Genomic DNA, 23,957 nt, shown 5'->3' on the forward strand with positions numbered 1-23,957 from the left:
AGATGTCAGAAGTTAGATTTTGAGGTCTGTTATCCGACATCTTTTGTCTGATATCCTTTTATTTTTCGGTCGCCTAATATAAGCTATTTTATTGACTTCATTACATCCACCAAAACCTGTACGCTTTCGATAGGTAAAGCATTGTATAAACTAGCTCTGTATCCGCCCAGGCTTCTGTGTCCGTTCAATCCGCTGATCCCGGCTGCTTTCCATGCGTTGTCAAATTCCTCTTTCCTGCTTTCGTCTGTAATTTTGAAAGAAACATTCATGAGTGAACGGTCTTCTTTTACGCAGAAAGTTTCGAAAAACGGGTTGCTGTCAATCTCGTTATATAAAAGTTGTGCTTTAGCTTCATTTCTTTGTTCCGCAGCAGCAATTCCTCCATTTCTTTCAAGATATTGAAGGGTAAGTAAAGAAGCATATACAGGGAATACCGGTGGAGTATTGTACATAGATTCTTTAGCAATGTGCTGGGAATAATCCAGAATAGAAAACATATTTTCTCGTCCTGTTTTACCAAGAATTTCTTTTTTGATAACTACAAGAGTAACTCCTGCAGGCCCCATGTTTTTTTGAGCACCGGCGTAGATCAGGTCAAACTTGGAAAAATCCAGCTGTCTTGAGAAAATATCAGAACTCATATCGCATACCATCAGGGTATCCACTTCAGGGAAAGATTTCATTTGAGTTCCGTAGATGGTATTGTTGGAGGTACAGTGGAAATAATCATATTCTGCACCTACCGTATAGTCTTTAGGAATAAAAGAATAGTTTTCTTCTTTTGAAGAACCTACCACATCTACTGTTCCTACTTTTTTTGCTTCTTTGATGGCTCCGGCTGCCCATGTTCCCGTATCCAGGTAAGCTGCTTTTCCGCCTACTTTCATCAGGTTGTAAGGAACCATTGCAAACTGAAGGCTGGCACCACCCCCTAAATAAAGTACTTCATAATCATCACCAAGATTCATCAATCTTTTTACAATGGCACGCGCTTCGTCCATTACCGCAACGAAATCCTTGCTTCTGTGAGAAATTTCAAGAAGAGACAATCCGATATCGTTAAAATCCAGGATAGCCTTTGCTGATTTTTCAAATACCTCTTGTGGTAAAATACATGGTCCTGCGCTGAAGTTGTGCTTTTTGTTCATATTTTATTTTTTTTGATGCTTCAGGGTTTTAAATCCCCTTTGCTTTATTTTGATTTATTGGATTTTGGGTCAAAAAAACCGCCTCACGGAAATGAGACGGAATTTTTTATTCGCCGTGTAAGAATGCTTTTTTATTAAGAAGAGCTTCTTCAGATTCTACGTGATCCTCATCAGGCACACAGCAGTCTACAGGACATACCGCTGCACACTGAGGCTCTTCGTGGAATCCTTTACATTCTGTACATTTATCTGTTACAATGAAGTATACATCATCACTTACCGGTTCCTGTGGTGAATTGGCGTCTACAGTAAGTCCGGACGGCAGAGTAATTGTACCTTGAAGAGCCGTACCGTCAGAAGCTTTCCAATCTACAGCTCCTTCATATATTGCATTGTTTGGGCATTCTGGTTCACAAGCCCCGCAGTTAATGCATTCATCAGTTATTTTAATAGCCATCGCTAATTTTTTTTAAATTTGCACAAAATTACAAAATTTTACCCAATTTTAAAGTAATTATGAATACCGAAAATCAAGTTTTAGGACTTATTAAATTAAGTGATTATATAAAAGCGTTTTTAGCGAAGAAACCGGAAGATCACAATGAAGATGATTCTGATATTGAATTATTGTTAAAAAGATCAGAAATAGAGAATCCGTGGTTTACCATTGATAATCAGAAATTTGCTTTACAGCAATGGACAGATCTTCTCACTGAAGAAAACATTAAGAACTGGCTTGGAAATTATTCAATCTCAAAAATTTCAAAAAGAGTTGGACTTATTCTGGCGGGAAATATTCCTTTGGTTGGCTTTCATGACGTGCTTTCTGTTATCTTGAGCAATCATATCCCTGTCATTAAATTATCTTCAAAGGATAAGTATATGATTCCGTTTTTATTAAAGAAGTGGAATGAGCTTTCCAATGGAAATGTAGCTTTTGAATTTGTTGAAAAATTGGAGAATTTTGATGCAGTTATTGCTACGGGAAGTAATAATACAGCGAGATATCTGGAATATTATTTCAAGAATCATTTAAGTATTATCCGTAAAAACAGAACCTCTGTTGCGGTTTTGAAAGGTGATGAAACGGATGAGGAACTGCAGCTTCTGGCGAAAGATATTTTCCAGTATTTTGGATTAGGATGCAGAAATGTGACGAGAATTTTCATTCCGCAGGATTTTGTGATAGACAGATTGTTTGAAAATTTCTTAGGATACCAGGATATTATCAACCATAATAAATATGCCAACAATTATGATTATAACAGAGCGGTTTATCTTTTAAATCAGGATAAGTTCTGGGATAACAATTTTGTCATGCTGAAAGAGGATGATAAGCTGTTCAGTCCGCTTTCTGTAATCAATTTCAGCAGATATGAATCATTAGATGATGTGAAAAACTTTATTGCAGAAAATGAAGAAAATATTCAGTGTGTAGTGGCAAAAGAGGAATTGAAAATGAATGCCATTCCTTTTGGTGAAGCACAAAATCCGGGACTTGATACGTATGCAGATAATGTAGATACAATGAAATTTTTAGAACTGGTCTGATTTTCGTATCTTCCATCACTTATTTCACCAGAACAAAATGAATACTATGAAAAAATTATTGCTGGGACTTGCTCTTGTGGGCGGGCAGTTGATTTTTGCACAGAAAGTCGCCGGAGCAAAGGTTGAAAACGGACCCGAAAAAGAGCAGCAGGCTAGTATCAGTAAGGAAAATATCAGTTTGTATAATGATAATTTTCTTAAGTTTATTGATGCTTTACAGGCATCTGACCGAAAGACTATTGATGGGCTGCTTTCTGAGAAAGTGAAGGAAATTGTGACGGATAATGTTCTTAAAAAAGTTAAAGATGGCATTGATCCCAATAAAAAGCTTGAAATCTTAAAGGCAGGATATTATAAAACGATGGATGGTTTGAATCATCCAAGTATTAAATATAAATATTCAGGAGAATCTTCTTCGAAAGAAGCTATAACGGCTGTATTTGAAGATGATGGAAAGATTTTGGGTGTATTGCCGGCAAAATAAACTTATTTTCGATTAAATAAAAAAATATTAACTATGATGACAGATGTTTTAGTCGCTCATTCTTCGGATGTGGAGAAAGCGAATTTTTACAAGAAGACGTATCTGCATGTTGCATTATCGATTCTTGCATTTATTGGAGTTGAAACCATATTATTAAAAACTGTTCCGAAAGAAATCATTTTCATGATGTTCGAACAAAAATATATCTGGTTACTAATTATCGGGGTTTTCTGGCTGGCTTCTGTTTTAGCCTCCAAATGGTCTCTTTCACAAAGTAAATCTACCCAATATATGGGATTAGGATTTTACATTTTACTAGAGGCAATTATTTTCATGCCACTGCTTTTTATTGCGACTAATATTGAAGGAGGAGCTAATCTAATTTTCCAGGCTGCTACTTTAACGATTGCAATGTTTGCAGGTATTTCTGCAGTAGCATTCACTTCTAAAAGAGATTTTTCTTTTTTAAGAAATATCATTGTAATCGGTGGATTTATTTCTATCGGACTTATTGTAGGAGGGATGATCTTCGGTTTTAACCTTGGATTGTGGTTCTCTGTTGGAATGGTAATTTTGGCTTCAGCTACTATTTTATATCAGACAAGTAAATTGAAAGATTCTTATGGAACGAACCAATATGTAGGAGCGGCATTACAGCTTTTTGCTTCCATTATGCTTTTATTCTGGTATATTCTAAGTATTCTGATGAACAGAAGAAACTAATAGGAGCTGTCTCTTATCTTTTAAAATTATAGTCCTGGTGATATTTTCACCAGGATTTTAATTGGTTATTCTTTTGAAATTTTCATGCAACTTCCAGCTTCATGTGACTGGTTAAGGTCTTCTGAAGTACATTTTACAGTTGTAAATAAAGATTCTAAAGAATAGAAAAAAGTATAGTAATGAGGAAAACCTCAGAGGTATCGTATATTGTGTTTTTTATCATCTATTGATTAGGAAAAATCGCAGGATCTTATTTGTCGATTGATCCTAAAACCTTTTGTGCAAATGAGTTCAAAGCATCTTTCTCGCTCATTCCGTTCTGTACGTTGGCGTGAACTTCCAAAGCTCCGCAGATGTTGGTAATCAACTCTCCTGCAACATTCAGATCTTCTTCACTTGTTCCTCTGAACTCGCAGAAACTTTCCAGTACTTCTAATGTTTTTTCAAGGTTTTCAGGAGTCTGATTCTGATAAAACTGTCTGATTACGGGTAATTTCATTATGCTAATTCGTTAAATAGGTTAATTAAACTTTCTGCCTGGTTAGATTGAACCTGATTAACCAGTTCTCCGTTTTTAAAGATGGCGAAAGTAGGTAAGTTATCTACTTTTGCTAATTTTCTGCTTTCAGGAAGCTTTTCAGCATCTACATACAAAAATGGAATAGAATCATTTTCAGAAGCTAATTTTTTGAATTTCGGCTTCATTATTCTGCAGTTTCCACACCATGTTGCGCCATATTGAACAACTACTTTTTCGTTGTCATTAACTATATTCTGTAATGTATCTTCGGTTAATTCTGTGTACATAAGTTTATTTTTTAAAAAATAAACAATGTAACAATCTAAAAAATTGACCAATCTAACAATTCAAGAAATGACTTTTCAAATTGTTATACTGTTAGATTGTTACATTGTTATATTTAAATTAAGATATTAATTTTTTGCTAAGTATTCTGCAGTAGAAGTTCTGTCTGCTTTCATAGCATCTTTTCCTTCTTCCCAGTTTGCAGGACATACTTCACCGTGCTTTTGTACGTGAGTGTAAGCGTCAATTAATCTTAAGAATTCTTTTACGTTTCTTCCCAGAGGCATATCGTTTACCGCTTCGTGGAAAATTTTTCCAGTTTCGTCGATAAGGTAAGTTGCTCTGTACGTTACGTTAGAACCTGTGAAAACTTCGTTTCCATCTTCATCATATTCAAAATCCTGATCAACAATTCCTAATGTGTTAGCCAATTGTCTGTGAGTATCAGCTAAAAGCGGGTAAGTTACTCCTTCAATCCCTCCGTTATCTTTTGGTGTGTTCAACCAAGCGAAGTGTACTTCGTTAGTATCACAAGATGCACCGATTACTTTAGTGTTTCTTTTTTCAAACTCACCTAAAGCCTCCTGAAAAGCGTGAAGCTCAGTAGGGCATACGAAAGTGAAATCTTTAGGGTACCAGAATAAAAGAACTTTTTGCTGGTTGTTTACTGCTTCATCAAGGATGTTGATTCTTAAATCGTCACCCATCTCAGACATTGCGTCAATTGTTAAGTTTGGGAATTTTTTTCCTACTAAAGACATAATTTTTCTGTTTTTATATTTAAATTTCTTGTGCAAATATACAAAAGATTCATCTATCGAACAAACTGAAATCGATAAATAAAATCTATAATTGTTTTTGGTATACTGTTAAATAAAAAAGCCCTGTTTATAAGGGCTTTTTGTTGATTTTAATAACCAAATATTTCAGTTAAATTAAGTTTTTTTACTTCACCTAATTTCTTCATATCTTCCTCGTTCACTTTGTCTTGGGAAGCGACAATACAATATGTGTAATTCTTATTTTTCATTTCCTTGTCGTGGAAAGAATTGATGTCTGTAAAAGACAATTTTGGTGCCTGTTCATAGACATTCTTTCTCATATCAAAGTTGTTTCCAAGCTTTTGAGATTTCAGATAAGAGAAAATAATTCCGTCCTGTGTGATTCTTTCAGAAGCAATAGATTTTTTCAATCCGCTTTTCGCGGTTTCAAATAACTGTTCAGATTTCGGAAGGGTAGTCAAAAGCTCATTCATAGCCGTTGTAGACTCATTGAATTTATCTGCCTGTGTTCCTACATAAGCCATTACCATATCCTTATCTGTTTTCTTGCTAGGAAGTGCAAAATAGGAATACGTAGAATAAGCCAGTGCTTTTGATTCTCTGATCGTTTGGAAAACAATAGATCCCATGCCGCCTCCGAAATAGTTGTTGAATAAACTTACTGTTGGAGTCGTAGAAGGATTATACTGGTCAGAATTTCTTACCCAGAACACTTCAGCCTGTACCATATCATAATGAGCAAATAATACTTTGTTCTTATCAGTTGGAATCTGAGCGAAAGTTTTAGACTTAGGGAGATCTTTTAAACTTGCAGGAAGTTTGTGGACAGGTTTCAAAGATGCTACCACTTCATTTCCTGATTTTGGTCCGTAATACAATACTTTATGCTTGAAATTAAAAAGATCATGAAGAACATTGATCAGATCTTCTGCTTTTAAAGCATCAAGTTCAGCATCGCTCAGTACATTGTTGAAAGGATTCTGTGCACCATATTGAGCGTAGCTTCTCAATCCGGCCATAATGGTTCCTTTATTTTGTTTAGCGTTGGCTCTGGCCTTCTTCAGCCTTGTTTTGTAAGCATCCAGAGCTCCCTGGTCTGCCTGACAGTTTTTAATCAGATCTTCAAATAAAGCAATTGTTTTATCGAAGTTTTCATTTAAGCCTTCCAGAGATACATACGTTTCTTCATTTCCGGCTCCTACATTGAAACTTGAAGCAAGTTTGTAAAATTCTTTACTGATTACCTCGGAAGATTTGTCTTTCGTTCCTAAGTACTGAAGATATTCAGCTGCCAATGGAAGAATTTTGTTGTTCCATTTTCCTGAATCAAAGTGGTAATACATTCTGAACAAAGCGTTGTCTGTGTTTTTTACAGAAAGTACATCCACATCAGCTAATTTATTTTTGGCAATGTCTTTGTCATAGTTCAACCATACCGGAGCGATAGGATTTTCAGGCATCTCGTCAATCTTCTTAAGGAAAGGAGACTGGTCTTCTCTGTTAACAGAAACCGGAGTAATTGTTGGTTTATCAACTTTTACAATGCTCTTGTCTTCTCCTTTTCTTTTGTAAACAGCAACGTAGTTATTGTTCTGAAGATATTTGGATACGAAATCCATGATATCTTTCTTGGTAAGTTTTGAAATTTCGTCAACATATTCCAACGATGCTTTGTGGTCAACATCCGAAGTAAATTCATCCATCAGAATACTTGCTCTTGACGAATATTTTTCATCTTTCTGAATAATACCTTTCTTTTCGTTGTTAACAATAGATTGAATCAGATCATCAGAAAACTCTCCTTTTCTTAACTTATCCACTTCCTGAAGAAGAAGATTCTTTACTTCATCCAGAGACTGTCCTTCGGTCGGTTTTCCTTGTAAAAGTAAAACGGAATAATCTTTTAACGCATAAGATCCGGCGTAAGCACCCAGTAATTTCTGTTTTTTTACCAGATCAAGATCAATTAATCCTGCTTGTCCGTTGGTAAGCATATTTCCGACAAGATTCAGCATTCTTGCATCTTTGGTAGAAGCTCCCGGAAATCTGAACCCAAGCATTACGTTTTCAGGATTCGGTCCCACCACTTCTTTTACAATCGGAGCAGTGATCGGTTTTTCCTGTCCCACTTTATATTCAGGAATGGCTTTAGGCTTCATATAAGAGAAAGCCTTATCAATCTTTGCAATTACTTCATCCGGATTAAAATCTCCGGACATAATGATTCCCATGTTATTAGGGACATAATAATTGTTATAATATTCTCTGATAGCGTGCAGAGAAGGGTTTTTCAGGTGTTCAATCGTTCCGATGGTGGTTTGCTTACCATAATTGTTGTTAGGGAAAAGATTGGCGAACATGGTGTCGAAAACCTTATCTCCGTCATCATCAAGTGATCTGTTTTTTTCTTCATATACAGCTTCAAGTTCCGTGTGGAAGAGCCTTAAAACCGGTTCTCTGAATCTTTCAGCCTGTACAGCAAGGAATTTGTCAAGAACATTTGCAGGCACATCTTCTGTGTACACTGTCTGTTCAAAAGAAGTGAAGGCGTTAGTTCCATCAGCTCCCATCCCGGCCATCATTTTATCATATTCATTTGCGATTGCAAATTTTGCTGCCTCTCCGGAAACTCTGTCAATTTCTTTATAGATTTCTTTTCTTTTAGCCTCATCCTTGGTCTGATTGTACTTTTCGTAAAGAGCATCAATCTGATCCAGCAGAGGTTTTTCTTTTGCCCAGTCTTTAGATCCGAACTGGTTTGTTCCTTTAAAAAGCATATGCTCCAGATAATGGGCAAGACCAGTATGATCTGCAGGATCGGTTTTACTTCCCGCTTTTGTTGCGATATACGTTTGGATTCTCGGATCCTTATTGGTAGGGCTTAAAATAACCGTTAGTCCGTTTTTCAAAGTGTAGTACCTTGCAGAAGTAGGGTCATTGGTTACGTATTTGTACTTGTAGCCATTGGAAGTAGCTTCTTTCCACTGAAAATCCTGGCCAAAAGCATACCCTGCAAAACTTGCAGCGGCAATACTTGTAACGATGGTTAGTTTTTTTAACAGATTCATTGCTGTCGTGTTTATTTTGGATTATTAATTTGTTAATTGAATTTTTCCAATAAGTCTTTAATTCGTTTCATTGCTTCTCTTAAATCTTCTTCAGAGGCGGCATAAGAGAATCTGATGCATTCCGGGCTTCCGAAAGAGAATCCGCCTACGCACCCAACGTGAGCATTTTCCAGAAGGAACATGGCAAAGTCGTCAGAATCTTTAATTTCTGTTCCATCAAGGGTTTTTCCGATGTAGTACGAAATATCCGGGAAGAAATAGAAAGCTGCCTTGGGAAGCACTACTTTGAATCCTGGGATTTCTTTGATCAGTTCATAGACAAGATCTCTTCTTTTTTTGAAAGCATCAATCATATATCTGTATTCGGAAGGATCTGTTTTCAATGCAACGATAGAAGCTCTCTGTGCTACTGTATTAGCACCGCTGGTCATCTGCCCCTGAACTTTTTCACAAGCTTTTGCCAGCCATTCAGGACATGCAGAATACCCAATTCTCCATCCGGTCATAGCAAATGCTTTTGACATTCCGTTGATTACGGCCGTTTGTTCATAGACTTCAGGAAACTGTGCAATTGAAGTGGTATTCGTTTCATAATTGATGTATTCATAAATTTCGTCAGAAATTATCGTTATCTGAGGATACTTGGCAATTACTTTGGCGATAGATTTTAATTCGTCATAAGTATAATATCCTCCTGACGGATTGCACGGTGAGCTGAAAAGTATTGCTTTGGTCTTCTCTGTAATAGCTTCTTCAATTTGTTCTGCTGTCACTTTGAAATCGGTAACATAAGATGTAGAAAGCATTACAGAAGTTCCACCCATCATTTTTACCATTTCATCATAGCTTACCCAGTAAGGTGCAGGAAGAAGAACTTCATCACCATCATTGATAATAGCTGCCAGAACATTGATAATTGCCTGTTTAGCTCCATTGGAAACACAGATCTGGGTAGATTTGTATTCCAGGTTATTATCTCTTTTTAATTTATATGCAATAGCCTCACGCAGTTCCGGAAATCCTGGAACAGGAGAGTAGTGGCTGTAATTTTGATTGATGGCATCGAATGCTGCCTGTTTGATATTGTCCGGAACATCGAAATCCGGTTCACCAAGAGTTAAGCTGATCACATCTATTCCGCTTGCTTTCATTTCTCTGGCTTTGTTAGACATTACAAATGTCTGGGAGTATCCTAATCTTTTTACTCTATCTGAAAGTTTATCCATTGTATTTTTTTGAATTTGAACAAATATATAATAAAAACGTGGTGTGGAGGTAATAAAAATAAGGGTGTTTTAAAGATTTTTATCAGTTTTTTGTCAAATCATATATTGGATTATAAAAATGTTTTATTTTGAAGTAAGAGATTGAATTTAATACTATTTTAGCTCAAAAAACGTAATTCAAAATAAATTATTGTAGGGAATAATTTTGCAGCTTAGCGTTTGTATCTTTAAACAATCTAACATCAGTTCTATGAAATATTCTGTTTTTTTATTGCTCATTTCATGTTCTTTTTTCTCTCAAAAACATTCAAAAGATGATGAAGTGAAAAAATATGTGAGTCAGGTGAATCAAGATTCTCTAAAATCTTATATCCGGAAAATGGTAAGTTTTGGAACAAGGCATACGTTAAGCTCTACAAATGATCCTGAACAGGGAATAGGAGCGGCCAGAAAATGGGTGGTCGGAAAATTCAACGATTATGCTAAAAATTCCGGTGGCAGAATGGAAGTATATCTTCAGCAGGAAGATATTCAGCCTGATGGAAAACGAATAGACAACGTAGTAAATCTTGGAAATGCTGTTGCTTTTCTGAAAGGAACAGATCCGAACGACAAAAGGATTTTTCTCATCGGAGGACATCTGGATTCAAGAGTGAGCGATGTGATGAACAGAACTTCCTCTGCGCCTGGTGCCAATGATGACGGAAGTGGAGTAAGTGCTTTGATAGAATCTGCCAGAATACTGAGTACATCTTCATTTCCGGCATCTATTATTTTTGTGGCTTTTTCCGGAGAAGAGCAATCGTTATTGGGATCTAAGCAGCTGGCAGAAAAAATGAAAAAAGAAAATTTACAGCTGGAAGCGGTTCTGAACAATGATATGATCGGCAATCCCAAAGAAGGAGAAACCGGAGAGGTCAATACCCGGATTCTTCGTGTATTCAGTGAAGGGCTGCCTTACAAAGACCTCGATAAAAAAGCAATGACAATAAGGAATCTGGGATTTGAAAACGACAGTGAATCCAGACAACTGGCACGTTATATCAAAGAAATTACAGAACAATATGTCAAAGGATTGGAGATAAAGCTGATCTACAGAAATGACAGGTTTTTGCGCGGAGGAGACCACACAAGTTTCGTGAATAACGGATTTCCTTCTGTAAGACTGACTGAATATTATGAAAACTACGACCATCAGCATCAGGATATAAGAACAGAAAACAATAAGCAGTATGGTGACCTTCCTGAATTTATAGATTTTAAATACCTGAAAAAGAATGTTGCAGCTAATATTGCAGTCCTTGCCAATCTTGCAAAATCTCCTTCAAAACCGGAGAAAGTTGAAATGGATGTGAAAGAGCTGACCAACTCAACAACTTTACATTGGGAAAAACCGAAATCCGGAACTCCGGCAGGATATTATGTGCTGGCAAGGGAAACAGACAGTGCGGTATGGCAGAAAAGAATATTTACAACAGGACTTTCTGTAAAGCTTCCGCTTTCAAAAGACAATTACATTTTTGCTGTACAGAGCGTGAGTCCGTCAGGAAACCTGAGTGTACCTGTAATTCCGGGTATTACAAAGTAATGGATTTTGATAAAAACCAGAATTTACAATTGCATCAGGAAAAGTAGATTTGAATACAAGAGAAATAAAACTTATTTTTGCGCTTTATAATAATTCACATGTCTGCATCGTTACTATTAAAATATTTCCCGGATCTTACTGAAAAACAGAAAGAGCAGTTCTCAAAACTGGAAAATCTGTACAATGAATGGAATGAAAAGATCAATGTAATTTCCAGAAAAGATATGGAATCGCTGTATGAAAAGCATATTCTGCACTCTTTGGGAATTGCAAAAGTGATGGAATTTGCACCGGGAACCAAAGTATTGGATATAGGAACCGGAGGCGGTTTTCCTGGGATTCCTCTGGCTATTCTGTTTCCTGAGGTAGAATTTACTCTGATTGATTCTATCGGTAAGAAAATCAGTGTAGTACAGGCTGTATCGGAAGGAGTAGGATTAACCAATGTAACGGCTATCCATGGAAGAGCAGAAAAGCTGAAAGAAAAATTCCATTTTGTTGTCAGCAGAGCGGTAACCCAAATGCCTGAATTTTTAAGATGGCTGAAAGGAAAGTTTGAAAAAGAACAGTTTAACCCTAAACATAACGGAATTTTATATTTAAAAGGAGGTGATCTTGCAGAAGAGCTTGCCGGACTTAAATGTGAAATTTTCAATCTCAAACACTATTTTGATGAAGAATTTTTTGATACCAAGAAAGTAGTTTATGTATCAAAAGGTAATTTTAATTCCTGATTTTTATGTAAATAAGGAATAATTTTTGCTAATATTTGTTAATAATCAGAAAAGTAAAGGTTATGAAAAAACTTTTAAATATTGGATTTTCAGTATTCGTGTTGAGCGTGCTTCTGGTTTCGTGTAATGATGACGATTATCATACCATTGAATCTATTGATAAAATCAAAATAGACAGCGTAAAGATTGTTCATGATACCATGAGTGTTTTTTCGATACAAAGCATCAAAACGTATTCCACGTATCCGTCTCATTGTGAGGGTTTTTATGGATATGATTATATTTATAATACCAGTCTGGAAAGAACAGTTACTTCCTATAAATACATTACCGACGGACCTTGTACACAAGGCAAATATGTAGGAGTAAATCAGATTAACTTCAGCCCGCAAAGAAAAGGGACTTATACTTTTAAATTCTGGAGTGGAGGCAACAACTGGATTACCAAAACAATTGTAGTGGAATAATGAGATTGACTTTTGTATTATGTGTATTGGCTGTGCAGGCTCTATACGGGCAGAAAATTTTCTGGGAGGAAGGCAGAAAGCTAACCTGGGATAACTTTAAAAGTCCGGTTAACAAGAAAAAGAATCCTGATGTGGCAGCATACACCCATTGTGGCTGGGAGTTTTATTCTGTAAAATCTTCCGATCCCAAAGCACCGGTTACCATTACTATTAAGACGCTTTTTCACGAAGATAAATCATGGAAAGATGTCAAAAGAATGGATGATTATATTCTACTCCATGAGCAGAAGCATTTTGATATTGCAGAATTATTTGTGAGAAAATTCCGAAAAGCAGTCGCTGAAAAAATTAAAAATTCCGGAGACTACAACAAATATTTCAAAGCAATTTATAACGGGATATCCGTTGATTATAAAAACTTTCAGATGGCGTATGACAGAGAAACCCGTCACGGACTCGATAAAGAAAAGCAAACCGAATATAATCATTCAATTTCTGAACAACTCGACAACTTAAAAAGCTACCAAACCCTTTGAAATTCCTCAATAAGATCATCCACGAACTGCTGGCACAAAACACTGACCTTTCTGCGTTTAATATCATTCTGCCCGGAAAACGTCCTATCGTTTTTATCAGACAGATCCTGGAAGAAAATAATTATTCAGGGTTTCTTCCCAACTTTTTTACGATTGAGGAACTCATCAACACAATTGCCGATCAACAGACGATTCAGGGGATTCCGCTGTGGCTTTTCTCTTTTGATGTGTACCTAAGCCTGAATCTTATTCCAAGAGATGATTTTTCAGATTTCCTGAAATGGTTTCCCACCTTACAGAAAGACTGGGATGATATTCTCAAATTTTCAGATAGCGATCAGGCAGTTCTGCAGTATATGTTTGATGAGGAAAGAATCAAAGAATGGGCGCAGGACCTTGGAGAATATGATGATGTCCCGAGAAAGAAGTTTCTTAATTTCTGGCAGAATATGAACGTTTTTCTCCCTGTTTTAAAAGAAAAACTACAGGAGAAAAACTGGGCAACTACCGGAATGATTCACGAGGCGGCTAAAGCCAGGATTGTAGACTTTGCTAAAAATACCAAAGAAGAATTTGTCTTTTGTGGTTTCAATGCCTTTACTCCGGTAGAGGAAAAGCTTGTAAGAAGCCTTTTGCAGTGGAATAAAGCTCAGTGTTTCTTTCAGGCAGACCGCTATTACTTCAATGATGAAAGACAGGAGGCCGGAAAATTTCTCAGGAATCATAAAACCTGGAAAGAATTTGATGATGACAGAGCTTTTCAGTGGATAGAAGACGATTTTAATCAGCCTAAAAAAATTAAGGTGTACGAAGTGTCCGGAAATGTAACCCAGACCAAAGTATTACCTGAGATCTTTAAAGAGATCAATAATAAAACCTATTCCAATACGGCAGTGGTACTCCTTGATGAAAATCTTCTTCCTGCCAGTCTTGATGTGATGCATGATGTTGATAATTTGAATATTACAATGGGATTTCCGTTGAAAAATTTATCTTTCTCCAATGCCGTGAAACGTCTTTTCTACCTGCAGAAACAATTGGAGAAAAACAAACTGTCTTATTATTACAGAGATGTTTTCCCTATTCTGGAAGAACTGCCAAAATCTGTAGAAGATGAACAAATTATCAATGATTTTAAAGCTAAAATAGAAGAGAGAAATATTGTTTATATTTCCAGGAAACTTCTACATGAACTGCTGGGCGGCCTGTCTTACTACGGCCTTCTTCAAAAAGCAACAGGAACCAATGGTTATCTGGATATGCTTATTGGGTTCTGCCAGCAGGTAAAATGGCTTGAAATAGACGATATTCAGTATGAGAATGTCTCTCACTTTGAAAATGCATTCAGAATCATCAAAAACCAGCTGACTCCCTACAATATTGAGATCAAAATGGAAACGCTGGAAATTCTGATCAACCAGCATATCAACTCTGAAAGTATCGATTTTCAGGGAGAACCATTGAGAGGATTACAGATCATGGGATTACTGGAAACGCGTCTTTTGAACTTTGAAAACGTTATTCTGCTTTCTGTAAACGAAGGAAAACTTCCGCTTGGAAACTCTCAGAATACCTATATTCCTTTTGATATCCGAAGGTTCTTTGATCTTCATACTTTCCTGGAAAATGACAGCATTTATGCCTATCACTTTTACAGGCTGATTCAGGATGCGAAGAATGTACATTTGCTGTACAACGCATTAAGTTCAGGAGTAAATACCGGAGAAAAAAGCCGTTTCATTACACAGATAGAAATGGAAAGTTCTCATGACATTGAACATCTCATTATTGAAAATTCTTCGGAGCCTATTACTACCAAACCTATCGAAATTGCAAAGACACATATTGTGCAGCAGCGTCTTCAGAAATGGAAGGAAAAAGTATCAGCTTCCCACTTAACGAGTTATCTTTATAATCCGATCGATTTCTACCTTTCCAAGATTTTAAATACCTCGGAAACAGATGAAATTGAAGAAGAACTATCGATAAAAAATTATGGAAATCTGGTCCATTATTCACTTCAAGAAGTATATGAGGTATTGAAGGGTAAGGTTTTAAAGGAAAGTGATTTAAAGAATTCAGTTAAAGCAATAGATGAATATATAAATACTGCCATTGAAAAGCTGAAACACCAGCCAGAATTTTATGAAAAAGGGATGAACTATATCCATAAAGCCATTGCCAAAAAAGTAATTGAAAACGTGTTAAATCATGATCTTGAGCTGATAAAACAAGGCAATAAACTGGAGATTATTGATATCGAAAGAAGATTTGAAAATATAGATTTTCCTCTGGAAGGAAATGATAAGATTTCTTTCTTCGGATTCATTGACCGGATTGATAGACTGAACGGTACTCTAAGAATTATTGATTATAAAACAGCGAAGATTAAAAATCTCAATGTAAAGATTGATCAGGATAATGCAGATAAATATTTTCATAACAGCGAAAGAAAACAGGCCCTTCAGCTTTGTATTTATCATTACGTTGTTCAGCACCTTCCTGAGTTTTGGGGGTTCCCGATTGAAACAGGAATCTGGAGTTTTGCAGACGCTAAAAAGGGAATGGTTTCGTTACAGTTTGATAAAGGAAATATTGATGATGCCATGAAATCTGTCAAAAGTCTTATTCTTGAAATCCTGAATCCGGATATCAATTTTGTGGAAACCATAAAAACGTATTAAAAATAGCTGACATGCATTGGAAAACATGCCTGATCTGAAAAATGAGGGAATATTTTTTTAATTTATAGACTGAAATACATTTATTTACTTCGTAGAATAGTCCATTAAGCAGGTAACTTTTTGTGTATATTTACTACATATTAAAAACTTATAAAGTTTAAATCAGATACATTAAGCAGCACCAATGAAAAAGATCCTGATATTTTTAGCTATTGCTTTCTCTCTTATTATCAAATCTCAGCAAAAAAACGATTCCCTGAATATTGCGCTTCAGAATGTAACCAAGGATACCCAATTTGGTCTTGCTCTCAGTGGTGGCGGTGCAAAAGGGTTTGCCCATATCGGAATTCTGAAAATGATTGACTCATTGGGAATCAAAGTAGATTATATTACAGGAACCAGTATGGGAGGAATCCTGGGAGGTCTGTATGCAATGGGGTATAATGCTGACCAGCTGAAGAATACGATCTATAAAATGGACTGGAACAGGATTTTAAGTAATAAAATTCCTTATAATAAAGTCAATATCAGCGAGAAAGATGAATATGATAAGTATATTCTCGAATTTCCTGTTGTCAAAGGATTTCCTACTCTTCCGAGTTCTTATATTGAAGGACAGTACATGGGAGAAGTGCTTAATACGCTTACTTTCAATGCTAAACATATTAATGATTTCAGCAAACTGAGGATTCCTGTGCAGCTTACTTCTTCTGATATTGAAAACGGAGGTCTGGTGATGCAGAAAGAAGGATCATTACCGTTGGCAATTCGTTCCACACTGGCCATTCCTGCCGCTTTTGCTCCTGTCTATATTGATGGAAAACTTCTGGTAGATGGTGGTTTGGACCGTAATTACCCAGCTAATGAAGTTCGTGAGATGGGGGCTGATTTTGTGATTGGAGGCTATACCGGTTTCAGGCTTTTTACGAAAAAAGAGATTGAGAATCCGATGAAGATGATTTATCAGACTCATGCCATCCGTTCTGTGGAAGATTTTAAACATCAAAAAGAGCTCTCTAATATTCTCGTAGACTTTGTGGATCCATTGGGAGAAATTACCACAAAGGATTTTGCCAGATTCAGAAAGATTATCAAAATAGGAGAGACTGAAGCCAGAAAACACCTGCCTGAGTTTGTAGCTCTGGCAGAGGCGCAGCGAAAAGCCGGAATCCAATATGAGCATAGGATGATTGAAGAGGTGAAACTGCCTACAACAAAATTTACTTTTAACGAAGAAGACGGAACGCCTATTACTGATGCGGCTGAAATTGAAGTAATGAAAAAGCAGATGGGACTTACGGAAGGGAAGTATTACGATGCAAAAACGGTTAATGAAGCCATAGACCGTGTATTCGGAATGCGCCAGTACGTTAAAGTGTACTATACCTACACGAATGTAAATGATGGTCTTGTGATGAATGTATTTGTGAAAAGAGCAAAAAAAGGAGCTTTTAAACTGGCACTGCACTATGATACAGAACAGTCTGTAGGAATTATCATCAATTATACGTACAGGAATATCCTGCTGAACAGATCAAGGTTTCTCGCAACAGTAGATGTTTCCGAACGTTTTAAAGCTAAACTTGCTTATCAGCAGTTTCTGGATAGCGGAGAGCGTCTATGGCTGGATCTGGAAGCCAAGATGGTTCACCTGAAAAGTAATGATCTGAACTTCAGACTGTATGATATAAGTGAAAATGGTAGTGACCGTTTTCCTAACCATATGTATCGTAACATAACCGGAAAAATTGCTCTGAATTATAATATAACCCCTAATTCTTATCTGTCTCTGGGAACGGAATTCAGTACAGAAAGAATGTACAGCTTACTGGATAAAGTAGACCAGTCGAAAGTGGACAATTACAGTAAAAAGCTATATAACCACAGTAATTTCAATACTTTCCTGAAATTTGAACAGAACAATCTCAATAAAAGATATTTTACTACAAAAGGAAATCATCTTCAGGTGAGTACAAGATTTTATTACGGAGATCAGTATGAGCTTTATGACCTGAACACGGTTCAGCCTCTTCTGTATCTGATCCTTAACCCGAAAGAATCTTACTATTCCGAGCCTAAAAACCTTGTTTCATTCACATTAAATGAAAATTTTTTCTATCCGATCACAAGAAGGCTGACGGTAAAGGCTAACGTATTTTTGGGGACAAGTTTTGGATCAAAGAAAGAAGATCAGGTTCCCTATCTGTTTTTGAATCAAAAGTATAATCTGGGAGGCAGCGAATACAATTACGATCTGTTAAGCCCTGAATTTAATGGTCTTCGTCAGAAAGAGCTTCCGATGACTTCGGTGGCGAAGGCAGCCATTTCATTTCAGTACAGAATTATGAAAAAACTTTATATCACCCCTTCGTTCAGCTATGGAAAGGTAAGTGAAGAGTTTTCGCCTTTTAATGACAGTTTTGATATGTTTGGCTACGGATTGAATCTTGGTTACGAATCTCTTATCGGTCCTATTGGTTTGAATATTTCCCGAAACAACCAGCTTGATTTCTCAAGAATCTATTTTAGTGTCGGATTTAAGTTTTAAGGGAATGTACCATCTATAATTAAATTACTGAAGCAAAAAGCACTTCATTGCTGAAGTGCCAAAAATTAACTTGAAATGAGATATGAAGAGTGATTGATTTTACAGTTTTATCTTTTTGCTGATAGTTTTTCCATTAGAAAGTGTGACTTGCACAAGATATACTCCTGATTCCAGGTTTCCGGATTCAAATACTGTTTTGTTAATTTCCTGCTGAACAATCAGAGCACCAGAAATACTGTAAATGCTAATGTTTTTAATACCATTCCCGGATTTAGCTATAATTTGTTGTCTGAGAGTATAAATATCAGTACTGTTTTCTGATGATACCGTTCCTCCAGCAACCTTGCTGAACTGAAGATTGTAATAAGGAGTAACAACTTCAAACGTATAGTTTTTGTTTTCCATATCCTGAATGTTGATTCCTCCGGTTTCACGATATTGTTTTTGCGAAATACTTTTGATCAGCGTTTTATTTTCATCAAAAATATGTACAACAGTAAGTTCTTCCTGATCTACTTTTAATTGTAAAACCGAATCATTCACAGATTGTACAATTTCGTTTTCGGCAACTTGCTGAGGCGTGTTTTTGATGTATGGAATTATTTTATTTTCATTGTTTTCTGATACTTTCAATAAATAGACTCCATCTTTTAGAGTGGATAAATTTTGATTGCTGGCCGTTCTGCTCTGAGCTTTTTCTTTATTGAAATCTGTAATTTCAACCAGCTGTATATTGCCCAGATCCGGTTTTATCTGTGAAGATAAAAGGGTAGATCTGTCAGAAGTTTTCTCTGCTGACTGTTTACCGAAAACTGATCCTGCAATCGCCCATTCATTAAAAAGTCCGCCACTTCTCAGCATATTGAATTTAGCATTGGAAGCTAAAGTGAATGGCAGAATTCCTCCCACATGCCCTAATGGTCCCCAGTAAAAAGAATCCAGTTTATATTTATTCAGATCCCACCATGGATAATAGCCACGCTGAACATCAATAGTTTTGGAGGTGTTTTCTGGTGGAATAGCTAAATCTATGGTAGAATGCCCCAGTGTCATAGGTGTTTTATTATACCAGTCGTAGACATCCTTAGGCTTCATACATAGTCTTAGTTTGTTATTAGGATTATTAGTAACATCATTAACAAAGCTGTTTGTAAAAAGCTTTCTCCATATAACAGGTCCCCATAGAAGTCCGCCATTATCCTGAACCACATGATAATTGTATTTGTCAAGATATTCAGCAGATATAACTTCTGAAATATCATTATTATACGTTTTATATCCTGTATTGTTGCAGGTATGAAGAACATTTGCCAGGAATGAAGTAAACGGATAAATATCTTTTTCCAGGACTCCTTTATTTAACGTTACTCCGGAAAAATCATAAGGTCCGTCTCCCATGTAAGCATATTTGAATTTTATTTGAGTGGGATTTGAAATACTTAATCTTTTTAGCGTAGACATAGCAGCGTGAGCACCTTGCGAATATCCGGCCAGGAAATACTCATCATAGCGTTTAATGTTCAGTTGGGCCAATACTTTATTCGCGGCCGTTATAAAATCTATGGTAGCTCCGGCTTCGGTAGCATAATCTACATAAGGGTGAGTTCCGTCTCCGGTTCCCATCCCTACGTAGTCGGGTGCCATCAAAATATAACCGTTGAGTACATAGGATAGCTCAACAACAAATCCAGCGGTTAATACTCCTTTCAAATTAGACGGGACATTATGCCTGCTGTCTGTAGTTCCGTGATCCGACACTACTGTTGAGAGTTTAAAGGGTACATTAGGATACATCAGCAATCCTGTTGCTTTTACAAGAACATTGTTTTCATTTTTGGTGTAATAAGTGATTTTGTATCCTTTCAGCCCAAGATTGAAGCTGTTCAGGTAGTTTGCAAATTCCGGAGTATTCTGATCACCAAGATTGTTGGCGATAAAATTGATGACTCCCTGAGGCGTTAAATCCAGTTTCTGTTCGGCACTTACAACATCACCAGCCTGCTGTGCAAAATAGAATGAAGCTGTAAGACTTAGTAAAAAAGTTGTGATTTTTTTCATATTGTTTGTTTTTGCGTGGTATTAAAGTAATAATTTTAATAAAACAACAAAAACTTTATAATATCAATAATTATTCACTGAATATCAATTCTCTAAAAAGTGAGTAAAATAAAAGAGTCTGACCATTGGCCAGACTCTCTATTTATATTTTTATCTTTTTAGAAAGCGTTGATTCCTGTAATATCCAATCCGGTGATTAGCAAGTGAACATCATGTGTTCCTTCATAAGTAATTACAGATTCCAGGTTTGCAGCATGTCTCATCATTGGGAATTCCCCCATGATTCCCATACCTCCAAGAATTTGTCTGGATTCTCTGGCTATTTCAATTGCCATATGTACGTTGTTACGTTTAGCCATAGAGATCTGAGCAGGAGTTGCTTTGTGGGCATTTTTAAGATTTCCCAGCTGAAGACATAATAACTGAGCTTTTGTAATCTCTGTAAGGAATTCGGCTAATTTTTTCTGCTGAAGCTGATAAGAACCGATTGGCTTTCCAAACTGTTTTCTTTCTTTAGAGTATTGAACAGCAGTACAGTAGCAGTCAATAGCAGCACCGATTACTCCCCATGAAATTCCGTATCTTGCAGAATTCAGACAAGATAAAGGTCCTTTCAGGCCTGTTACTCCCGGAAGCAGGTTTTCTTTCGGAACTTTTACGTTGTTAAATACCAGTTCTCCTGTTTTGGAAGCTCTCAGGCTCCATTTATTGTGGGTTTCAGGAGTGGTAAAACCTTCCATTCCTCTTTCAACGATTAATCCCTGTACTTTCCCTTCTTCATTTTTTGCCCATACTACTGCGATGTCGCATAAAGGAGAGTTGGTGATCCACATTTTAGCCCCGTTCAAAAGATAATGATCTCCCATATCTTTAAAATAAGTCTCCATAGAACCCGGATCAGAACCGTGGTTAGGCTCAGTCAATCCAAAAGATCCGATCATTTCTCCGGCAGCAAGCTTAGGAAGATATTTCTTTTTCTGTTCCTCAGAACCGAATTCGTTGATAGGAAACATCACCAATGAACTTTGTACCGAAGCAGCAGAACGTACTGCAGAATCTCCTCTTTCCAACTCCTGCATAATCAAACCATAAGAAATCTGGTCTAAACCTGAACCGCCATATTCAACCGGGATATAAGGTCCCAGCGCTCCGATTTTCCCCAATTCTCTCATAAGATTAGGAATATCTGTATGATTTTGAGCAGCCTGATCTATCTGTGGCATTACAAAACTTTCAACCCAGTCTCTTACAGATTGGCGGATTAGTTTATGTTCTTCAGTAAGCAAAGCATCAATTCCATAATAGTCAGGGATGCTTGTAAGAGGATAATATGACATGATTTTTTGATTTGGTTAAAAGTAACATTTTTCGTGGTGTCCTGAAAATTTTTTTAAAAACTTATCTTGGTATTGGTTTTCAGACAGATAATGGTTTTTTACTTTATTTATTAAGATAAATTTGGCCTTTTATGACTCCTCATCATTAGAGATGGGGTACTGATTGGTAGAATTATGAACTTCAGTTTTAAATTTATACAGATAAGGTGCTTTATTGGCAGAACCATCATAGAGTTTTTCCATTCTGTCCAGAATATTTAAACTTAAAATTTTTCGCTGAAAATTATTTCTTCTGAATTTCTGGCCTAAGATAGTTTCATAAAGAGCCTGAAGGTCCTTCATGGTAAACTTTTCTGGAAGCAGATTGCTGGCCGCTACTTCTGTATTGATATTCATTCTCAGATATTCAAGACCTGTCTCTATAATTCTGTCGTGGTCGAATGCCATTTTGGGCAGTTTGCTGACCTCAAACCATTCACAGCTTTCATTAAATGCGTCAGGAAAAGTGTCAGCCAGCGAAAAATCAATTAGGCTGCAGTATCCTACTGTGACGAACCGCTGGAAAATCCAGTGATCTTCAGGAACGGTTATTCCTTTATTTTTAAGGAGAATCTGATGTACATTATTCTCTGTACGGTCTATTCTTCCAAAGGTGTGAAACTGTTTCAAAAATAATCCTTTAAGATGGGTTCTTTCAAATAAAACTCTTTCAGCTGCTTCTCTAAGGTCTTCGTCATTGAAAACAAAACCACCCGGAAGTGACCATAGATCCAGATCATGATATTTTAAAAGCAGAACTTTCAGAATATTATTATGAAAGCCGAATATAGTGCAGTCAACAGAAATATGCGCTACGAAATCTTTAGTGTCAATAAGCTCCTGTAGCGTTTCTTTACTTTTTGTGTCTTTGATTTTCATGGCAGTAAAAATAAAACTATTTTCTATTTGTGACAGTAAAATATATAAAACTAATCACAAAAAGCAGAATTACGGAAGATAAGATGTATAAAGGGTAGTAGTTTAATAATTGTTTTTCAAATAAAATTGCCATAATAATAGAACTGACGGAGCTGCCCAGAGAAGAAAAAATGACAATAAGCGAAGTGAAAAGATTAATTTTATCTTTATCCACCTGCGCAATCATTCTTGAATTGATTACAGGATAGAGGGGGGAAAGAAACAATCCGATAACCGGAAATAAAAAAAGTAAGAATCTTGAGTCTTCGGAATCAAAATACTGTATCCCCAGTATAATAATCAGTAAGGCGATAATAAGAGCCATACAAGTAATATAATACCTGGGTAATGAAAACTTTTTAATTATACTTGCCGTAGCTGTTCGCCCGGCATAAGAAAAAATAGATAGAAAAGAAGTCGCCTGAAGTGCAAAAAAAGAATTGACCTTCAGGTGGTTTTTATAAAAAGAGGGAAGCCATGAATTGAATCCCTGTTCTACAAACACGATAAAAAAGACCACTGCTAAAAATAAAGCTACCACAGGTGTGGTAAACCCTGACAGTTCTGAGAAAATACTCTTGCTTTCCATAGACCTGGACTCTACTATTTCTATCTTTGAAAGCAAAAAAATAGTCAATACAGATAATAAAGCAATCAGCAGGAAACCAAACTTCCAGAATTCCGAGTACTGGCTGGAAATTAACCATCCAAAACCCGTATTCACTAGGAAAATCCCGATCATAAAAGAGGCTTCTACATTATTCATGGTCTTTGCCAGGGATTTTTCATCCGAAATATTATTCCTGATAATTCCGAAAACACAGATTTTACCAATAGCGAAACAGGCTCCTATAATCGCAAACCACAGTTTATAAAACCAGAAAACTTTTACAAAAGGAAGAAGGCAGGAACAGAATCCAACAATAGCCAGGGCCAGAATCAATGCTTTTTTAGGTCCGGTTTTATTGATAAAGCTAACCGCAAAAAGCGAAATAAAAGCAATGGGTAAGTCTTTGAAAGATTCTAAAAGTCCCAGTTCTCCATAGGTGATTTTTTCTTCTGACAACTGTAGAATCACAAGTCCCATACAGTTTAGAACCATTGAAAAAATGAGAAAGGTAAGTTTTAATGGAAGAGAAATTTTTGAAGGCTTGACGATCATTTTGGGAGATAACTTTATTAATTTTTTATGATATTTTATGAAATATTGATGCGAAGATAGGGCTTCTAACCCTGAAAAATAAAAGAAAAATTAAAATAG

General features: G+C 36.4%; 20 protein-coding genes. 9 read left to right on the forward strand and 11 right to left on the reverse strand.

Features of this window, described 5'->3' with window-relative positions; all coding sequences use genetic code 11:
- Nucleotides 1-83: 83 nt before the first annotated feature.
- Together serC and C8D70_RS00090 are read right to left on the reverse strand one after the other, a co-directional pair.
- Nucleotides 84-1,148 carry a 3-phosphoserine/phosphohydroxythreonine transaminase gene (gene serC / locus C8D70_RS00085; RefSeq protein WP_076594472.1) on the reverse strand — a complete coding sequence of 355 codons (1,065 nt, stop codon included), beginning with the start codon at nucleotides 1,146-1,148 and terminating at the stop codon, nucleotides 84-86.
- Between the two features lie 106 nt (nucleotides 1,149-1,254).
- On the reverse strand, nucleotides 1,255-1,605 hold the full coding sequence (locus tag C8D70_RS00090) for a 4Fe-4S binding protein (protein WP_076594473.1): 351 nt from the start codon (nucleotides 1,603-1,605) through the stop codon (nucleotides 1,255-1,257).
- 59 nt (nucleotides 1,606-1,664) lie between these two features.
- On the opposite strand from C8D70_RS00090, the gene C8D70_RS00095 reads away from it, so the two are divergent.
- The 3 genes from C8D70_RS00095 to C8D70_RS00105 are packed head-to-tail and all read left to right on the forward strand — an operon-like array spanning nucleotide 1,665 to nucleotide 3,906.
- Nucleotides 1,665-2,699, forward strand: coding sequence for an acyl-CoA reductase (locus C8D70_RS00095; protein WP_110365986.1), 1,035 nt, complete (start codon nucleotides 1,665-1,667; stop codon nucleotides 2,697-2,699).
- A 46-nt stretch (nucleotides 2,700-2,745) separates the two neighbouring features.
- Complete coding sequence (locus tag C8D70_RS00100) at nucleotides 2,746-3,183, forward strand: peptidylprolyl isomerase (protein WP_228407947.1); 438 nt, start codon at nucleotides 2,746-2,748, stop codon at nucleotides 3,181-3,183.
- A gap of 33 nt (nucleotides 3,184-3,216) precedes the next feature.
- Nucleotides 3,217-3,906: a Bax inhibitor-1 family protein gene (locus tag C8D70_RS00105; protein WP_110365988.1), complete on the forward strand. Its 690-nt coding sequence runs from the start codon at nucleotides 3,217-3,219 to the stop codon at nucleotides 3,904-3,906.
- Between the two features lie 250 nt (nucleotides 3,907-4,156).
- Here C8D70_RS00105 and C8D70_RS00110 read toward each other — a convergent pair whose 3' ends face one another.
- The 5 genes from C8D70_RS00110 to C8D70_RS00130 form a co-directional block, all read right to left on the reverse strand.
- On the reverse strand, nucleotides 4,157-4,405 hold the full coding sequence (locus tag C8D70_RS00110) for a DUF6952 family protein (protein WP_002980002.1): 249 nt from the start codon (nucleotides 4,403-4,405) through the stop codon (nucleotides 4,157-4,159).
- Nucleotides 4,405-4,713 (reverse strand): thioredoxin family protein, encoded by a 309-nt coding sequence (locus C8D70_RS00115; protein WP_034698499.1) that lies wholly within the window; start codon nucleotides 4,711-4,713, stop codon nucleotides 4,405-4,407. The genes C8D70_RS00110 and C8D70_RS00115 overlap by 1 nt, the downstream gene beginning before the upstream one ends.
- 126 nt (nucleotides 4,714-4,839) lie before the next feature.
- Nucleotides 4,840-5,472, reverse strand: coding sequence for a peroxiredoxin (locus C8D70_RS00120; protein WP_034698496.1), 633 nt, complete (start codon nucleotides 5,470-5,472; stop codon nucleotides 4,840-4,842).
- Nucleotides 5,473-5,621: 149 nt separating this feature from the next.
- Entirely contained in the window at nucleotides 5,622-8,561 is a 2,940-nt protein-coding gene (locus C8D70_RS00125) for a M16 family metallopeptidase (protein WP_076594477.1), read from the reverse strand.
- Between the two features lie 32 nt (nucleotides 8,562-8,593).
- Entirely contained in the window at nucleotides 8,594-9,787 is a 1,194-nt protein-coding gene (locus C8D70_RS00130; RefSeq protein ID WP_076594478.1) for a pyridoxal phosphate-dependent aminotransferase, read from the reverse strand.
- Nucleotides 9,788-10,037: 250 nt separating this feature from the next.
- Here C8D70_RS00130 and C8D70_RS00135 point away from each other — a divergent pair, with 250 nt between their 5' ends.
- The 6 genes from C8D70_RS00135 to C8D70_RS00160 all read left to right on the forward strand — a co-directional run bounded on the left by C8D70_RS00135 (nucleotide 10,038) and on the right by C8D70_RS00160 (nucleotide 18,344).
- A complete protein-coding gene (locus C8D70_RS00135) occupies nucleotides 10,038-11,375 on the forward strand; it encodes a M20/M25/M40 family metallo-hydrolase (RefSeq protein ID WP_110365989.1) in 1,338 nt (445 codons plus the stop codon).
- A gap of 98 nt (nucleotides 11,376-11,473) precedes the next feature.
- Nucleotides 11,474-12,109 (forward strand): 16S rRNA (guanine(527)-N(7))-methyltransferase RsmG, encoded by a 636-nt coding sequence (rsmG, locus tag C8D70_RS00140; RefSeq protein ID WP_076594480.1) that lies wholly within the window; start codon nucleotides 11,474-11,476, stop codon nucleotides 12,107-12,109.
- A 62-nt stretch (nucleotides 12,110-12,171) separates the two neighbouring features.
- Complete coding sequence (locus C8D70_RS00145) at nucleotides 12,172-12,576, forward strand: hypothetical protein (RefSeq protein ID WP_076594481.1); 405 nt, start codon at nucleotides 12,172-12,174, stop codon at nucleotides 12,574-12,576.
- Nucleotides 12,576-13,112 (forward strand): DUF922 domain-containing protein, encoded by a 537-nt coding sequence (locus C8D70_RS00150; RefSeq protein ID WP_110365990.1) that lies wholly within the window; start codon nucleotides 12,576-12,578, stop codon nucleotides 13,110-13,112. Before C8D70_RS00145 ends, C8D70_RS00150 begins: the two co-directional genes overlap by 1 nt.
- The gene (locus C8D70_RS00155) at nucleotides 13,109-15,796 is read left to right on the forward strand and encodes a PD-(D/E)XK nuclease family protein (protein ID WP_110365991.1); all 2,688 of its coding nucleotides are present in this window, start codon (nucleotides 13,109-13,111) and stop codon (nucleotides 15,794-15,796) included. Before C8D70_RS00150 ends, C8D70_RS00155 begins: the two co-directional genes overlap by 4 nt.
- Before the next feature lie 184 nt (nucleotides 15,797-15,980).
- Complete coding sequence (locus C8D70_RS00160; protein WP_110365992.1) at nucleotides 15,981-18,344, forward strand: patatin-like phospholipase family protein; 2,364 nt, start codon at nucleotides 15,981-15,983, stop codon at nucleotides 18,342-18,344.
- A 99-nt stretch (nucleotides 18,345-18,443) separates the two neighbouring features.
- Here C8D70_RS00160 and C8D70_RS00165 read toward each other — a convergent pair whose 3' ends face one another.
- The 4 genes from C8D70_RS00165 to C8D70_RS00180 form a co-directional block, all read right to left on the reverse strand.
- Nucleotides 18,444-20,402: a T9SS type A sorting domain-containing protein gene (locus C8D70_RS00165; RefSeq protein WP_110365993.1), complete on the reverse strand. Its 1,959-nt coding sequence runs from the start codon at nucleotides 20,400-20,402 to the stop codon at nucleotides 18,444-18,446.
- A gap of 158 nt (nucleotides 20,403-20,560) precedes the next feature.
- The gene (locus tag C8D70_RS00170; protein ID WP_076594486.1) at nucleotides 20,561-21,739 is read right to left on the reverse strand and encodes an acyl-CoA dehydrogenase family protein; all 1,179 of its coding nucleotides are present in this window, start codon (nucleotides 21,737-21,739) and stop codon (nucleotides 20,561-20,563) included.
- A 129-nt stretch (nucleotides 21,740-21,868) separates the two neighbouring features.
- Nucleotides 21,869-22,657, reverse strand: coding sequence for an NUDIX hydrolase (locus C8D70_RS00175; RefSeq protein ID WP_076594487.1), 789 nt, complete (start codon nucleotides 22,655-22,657; stop codon nucleotides 21,869-21,871).
- Between the two features lie 16 nt (nucleotides 22,658-22,673).
- Nucleotides 22,674-23,858 (reverse strand): MFS transporter, encoded by a 1,185-nt coding sequence (locus C8D70_RS00180; RefSeq protein ID WP_110365994.1) that lies wholly within the window; start codon nucleotides 23,856-23,858, stop codon nucleotides 22,674-22,676.
- Between the last annotated feature and the right edge of the window lie 99 nt (nucleotides 23,859-23,957).

Origin of the sequence: Chryseobacterium sp. CBTAP 102, assembly GCF_003201365.1 — a bacterium.
GTDB classification, from domain to species: Bacteria; Bacteroidota; Bacteroidia; order Flavobacteriales; family Weeksellaceae; genus Chryseobacterium; species Chryseobacterium candidae.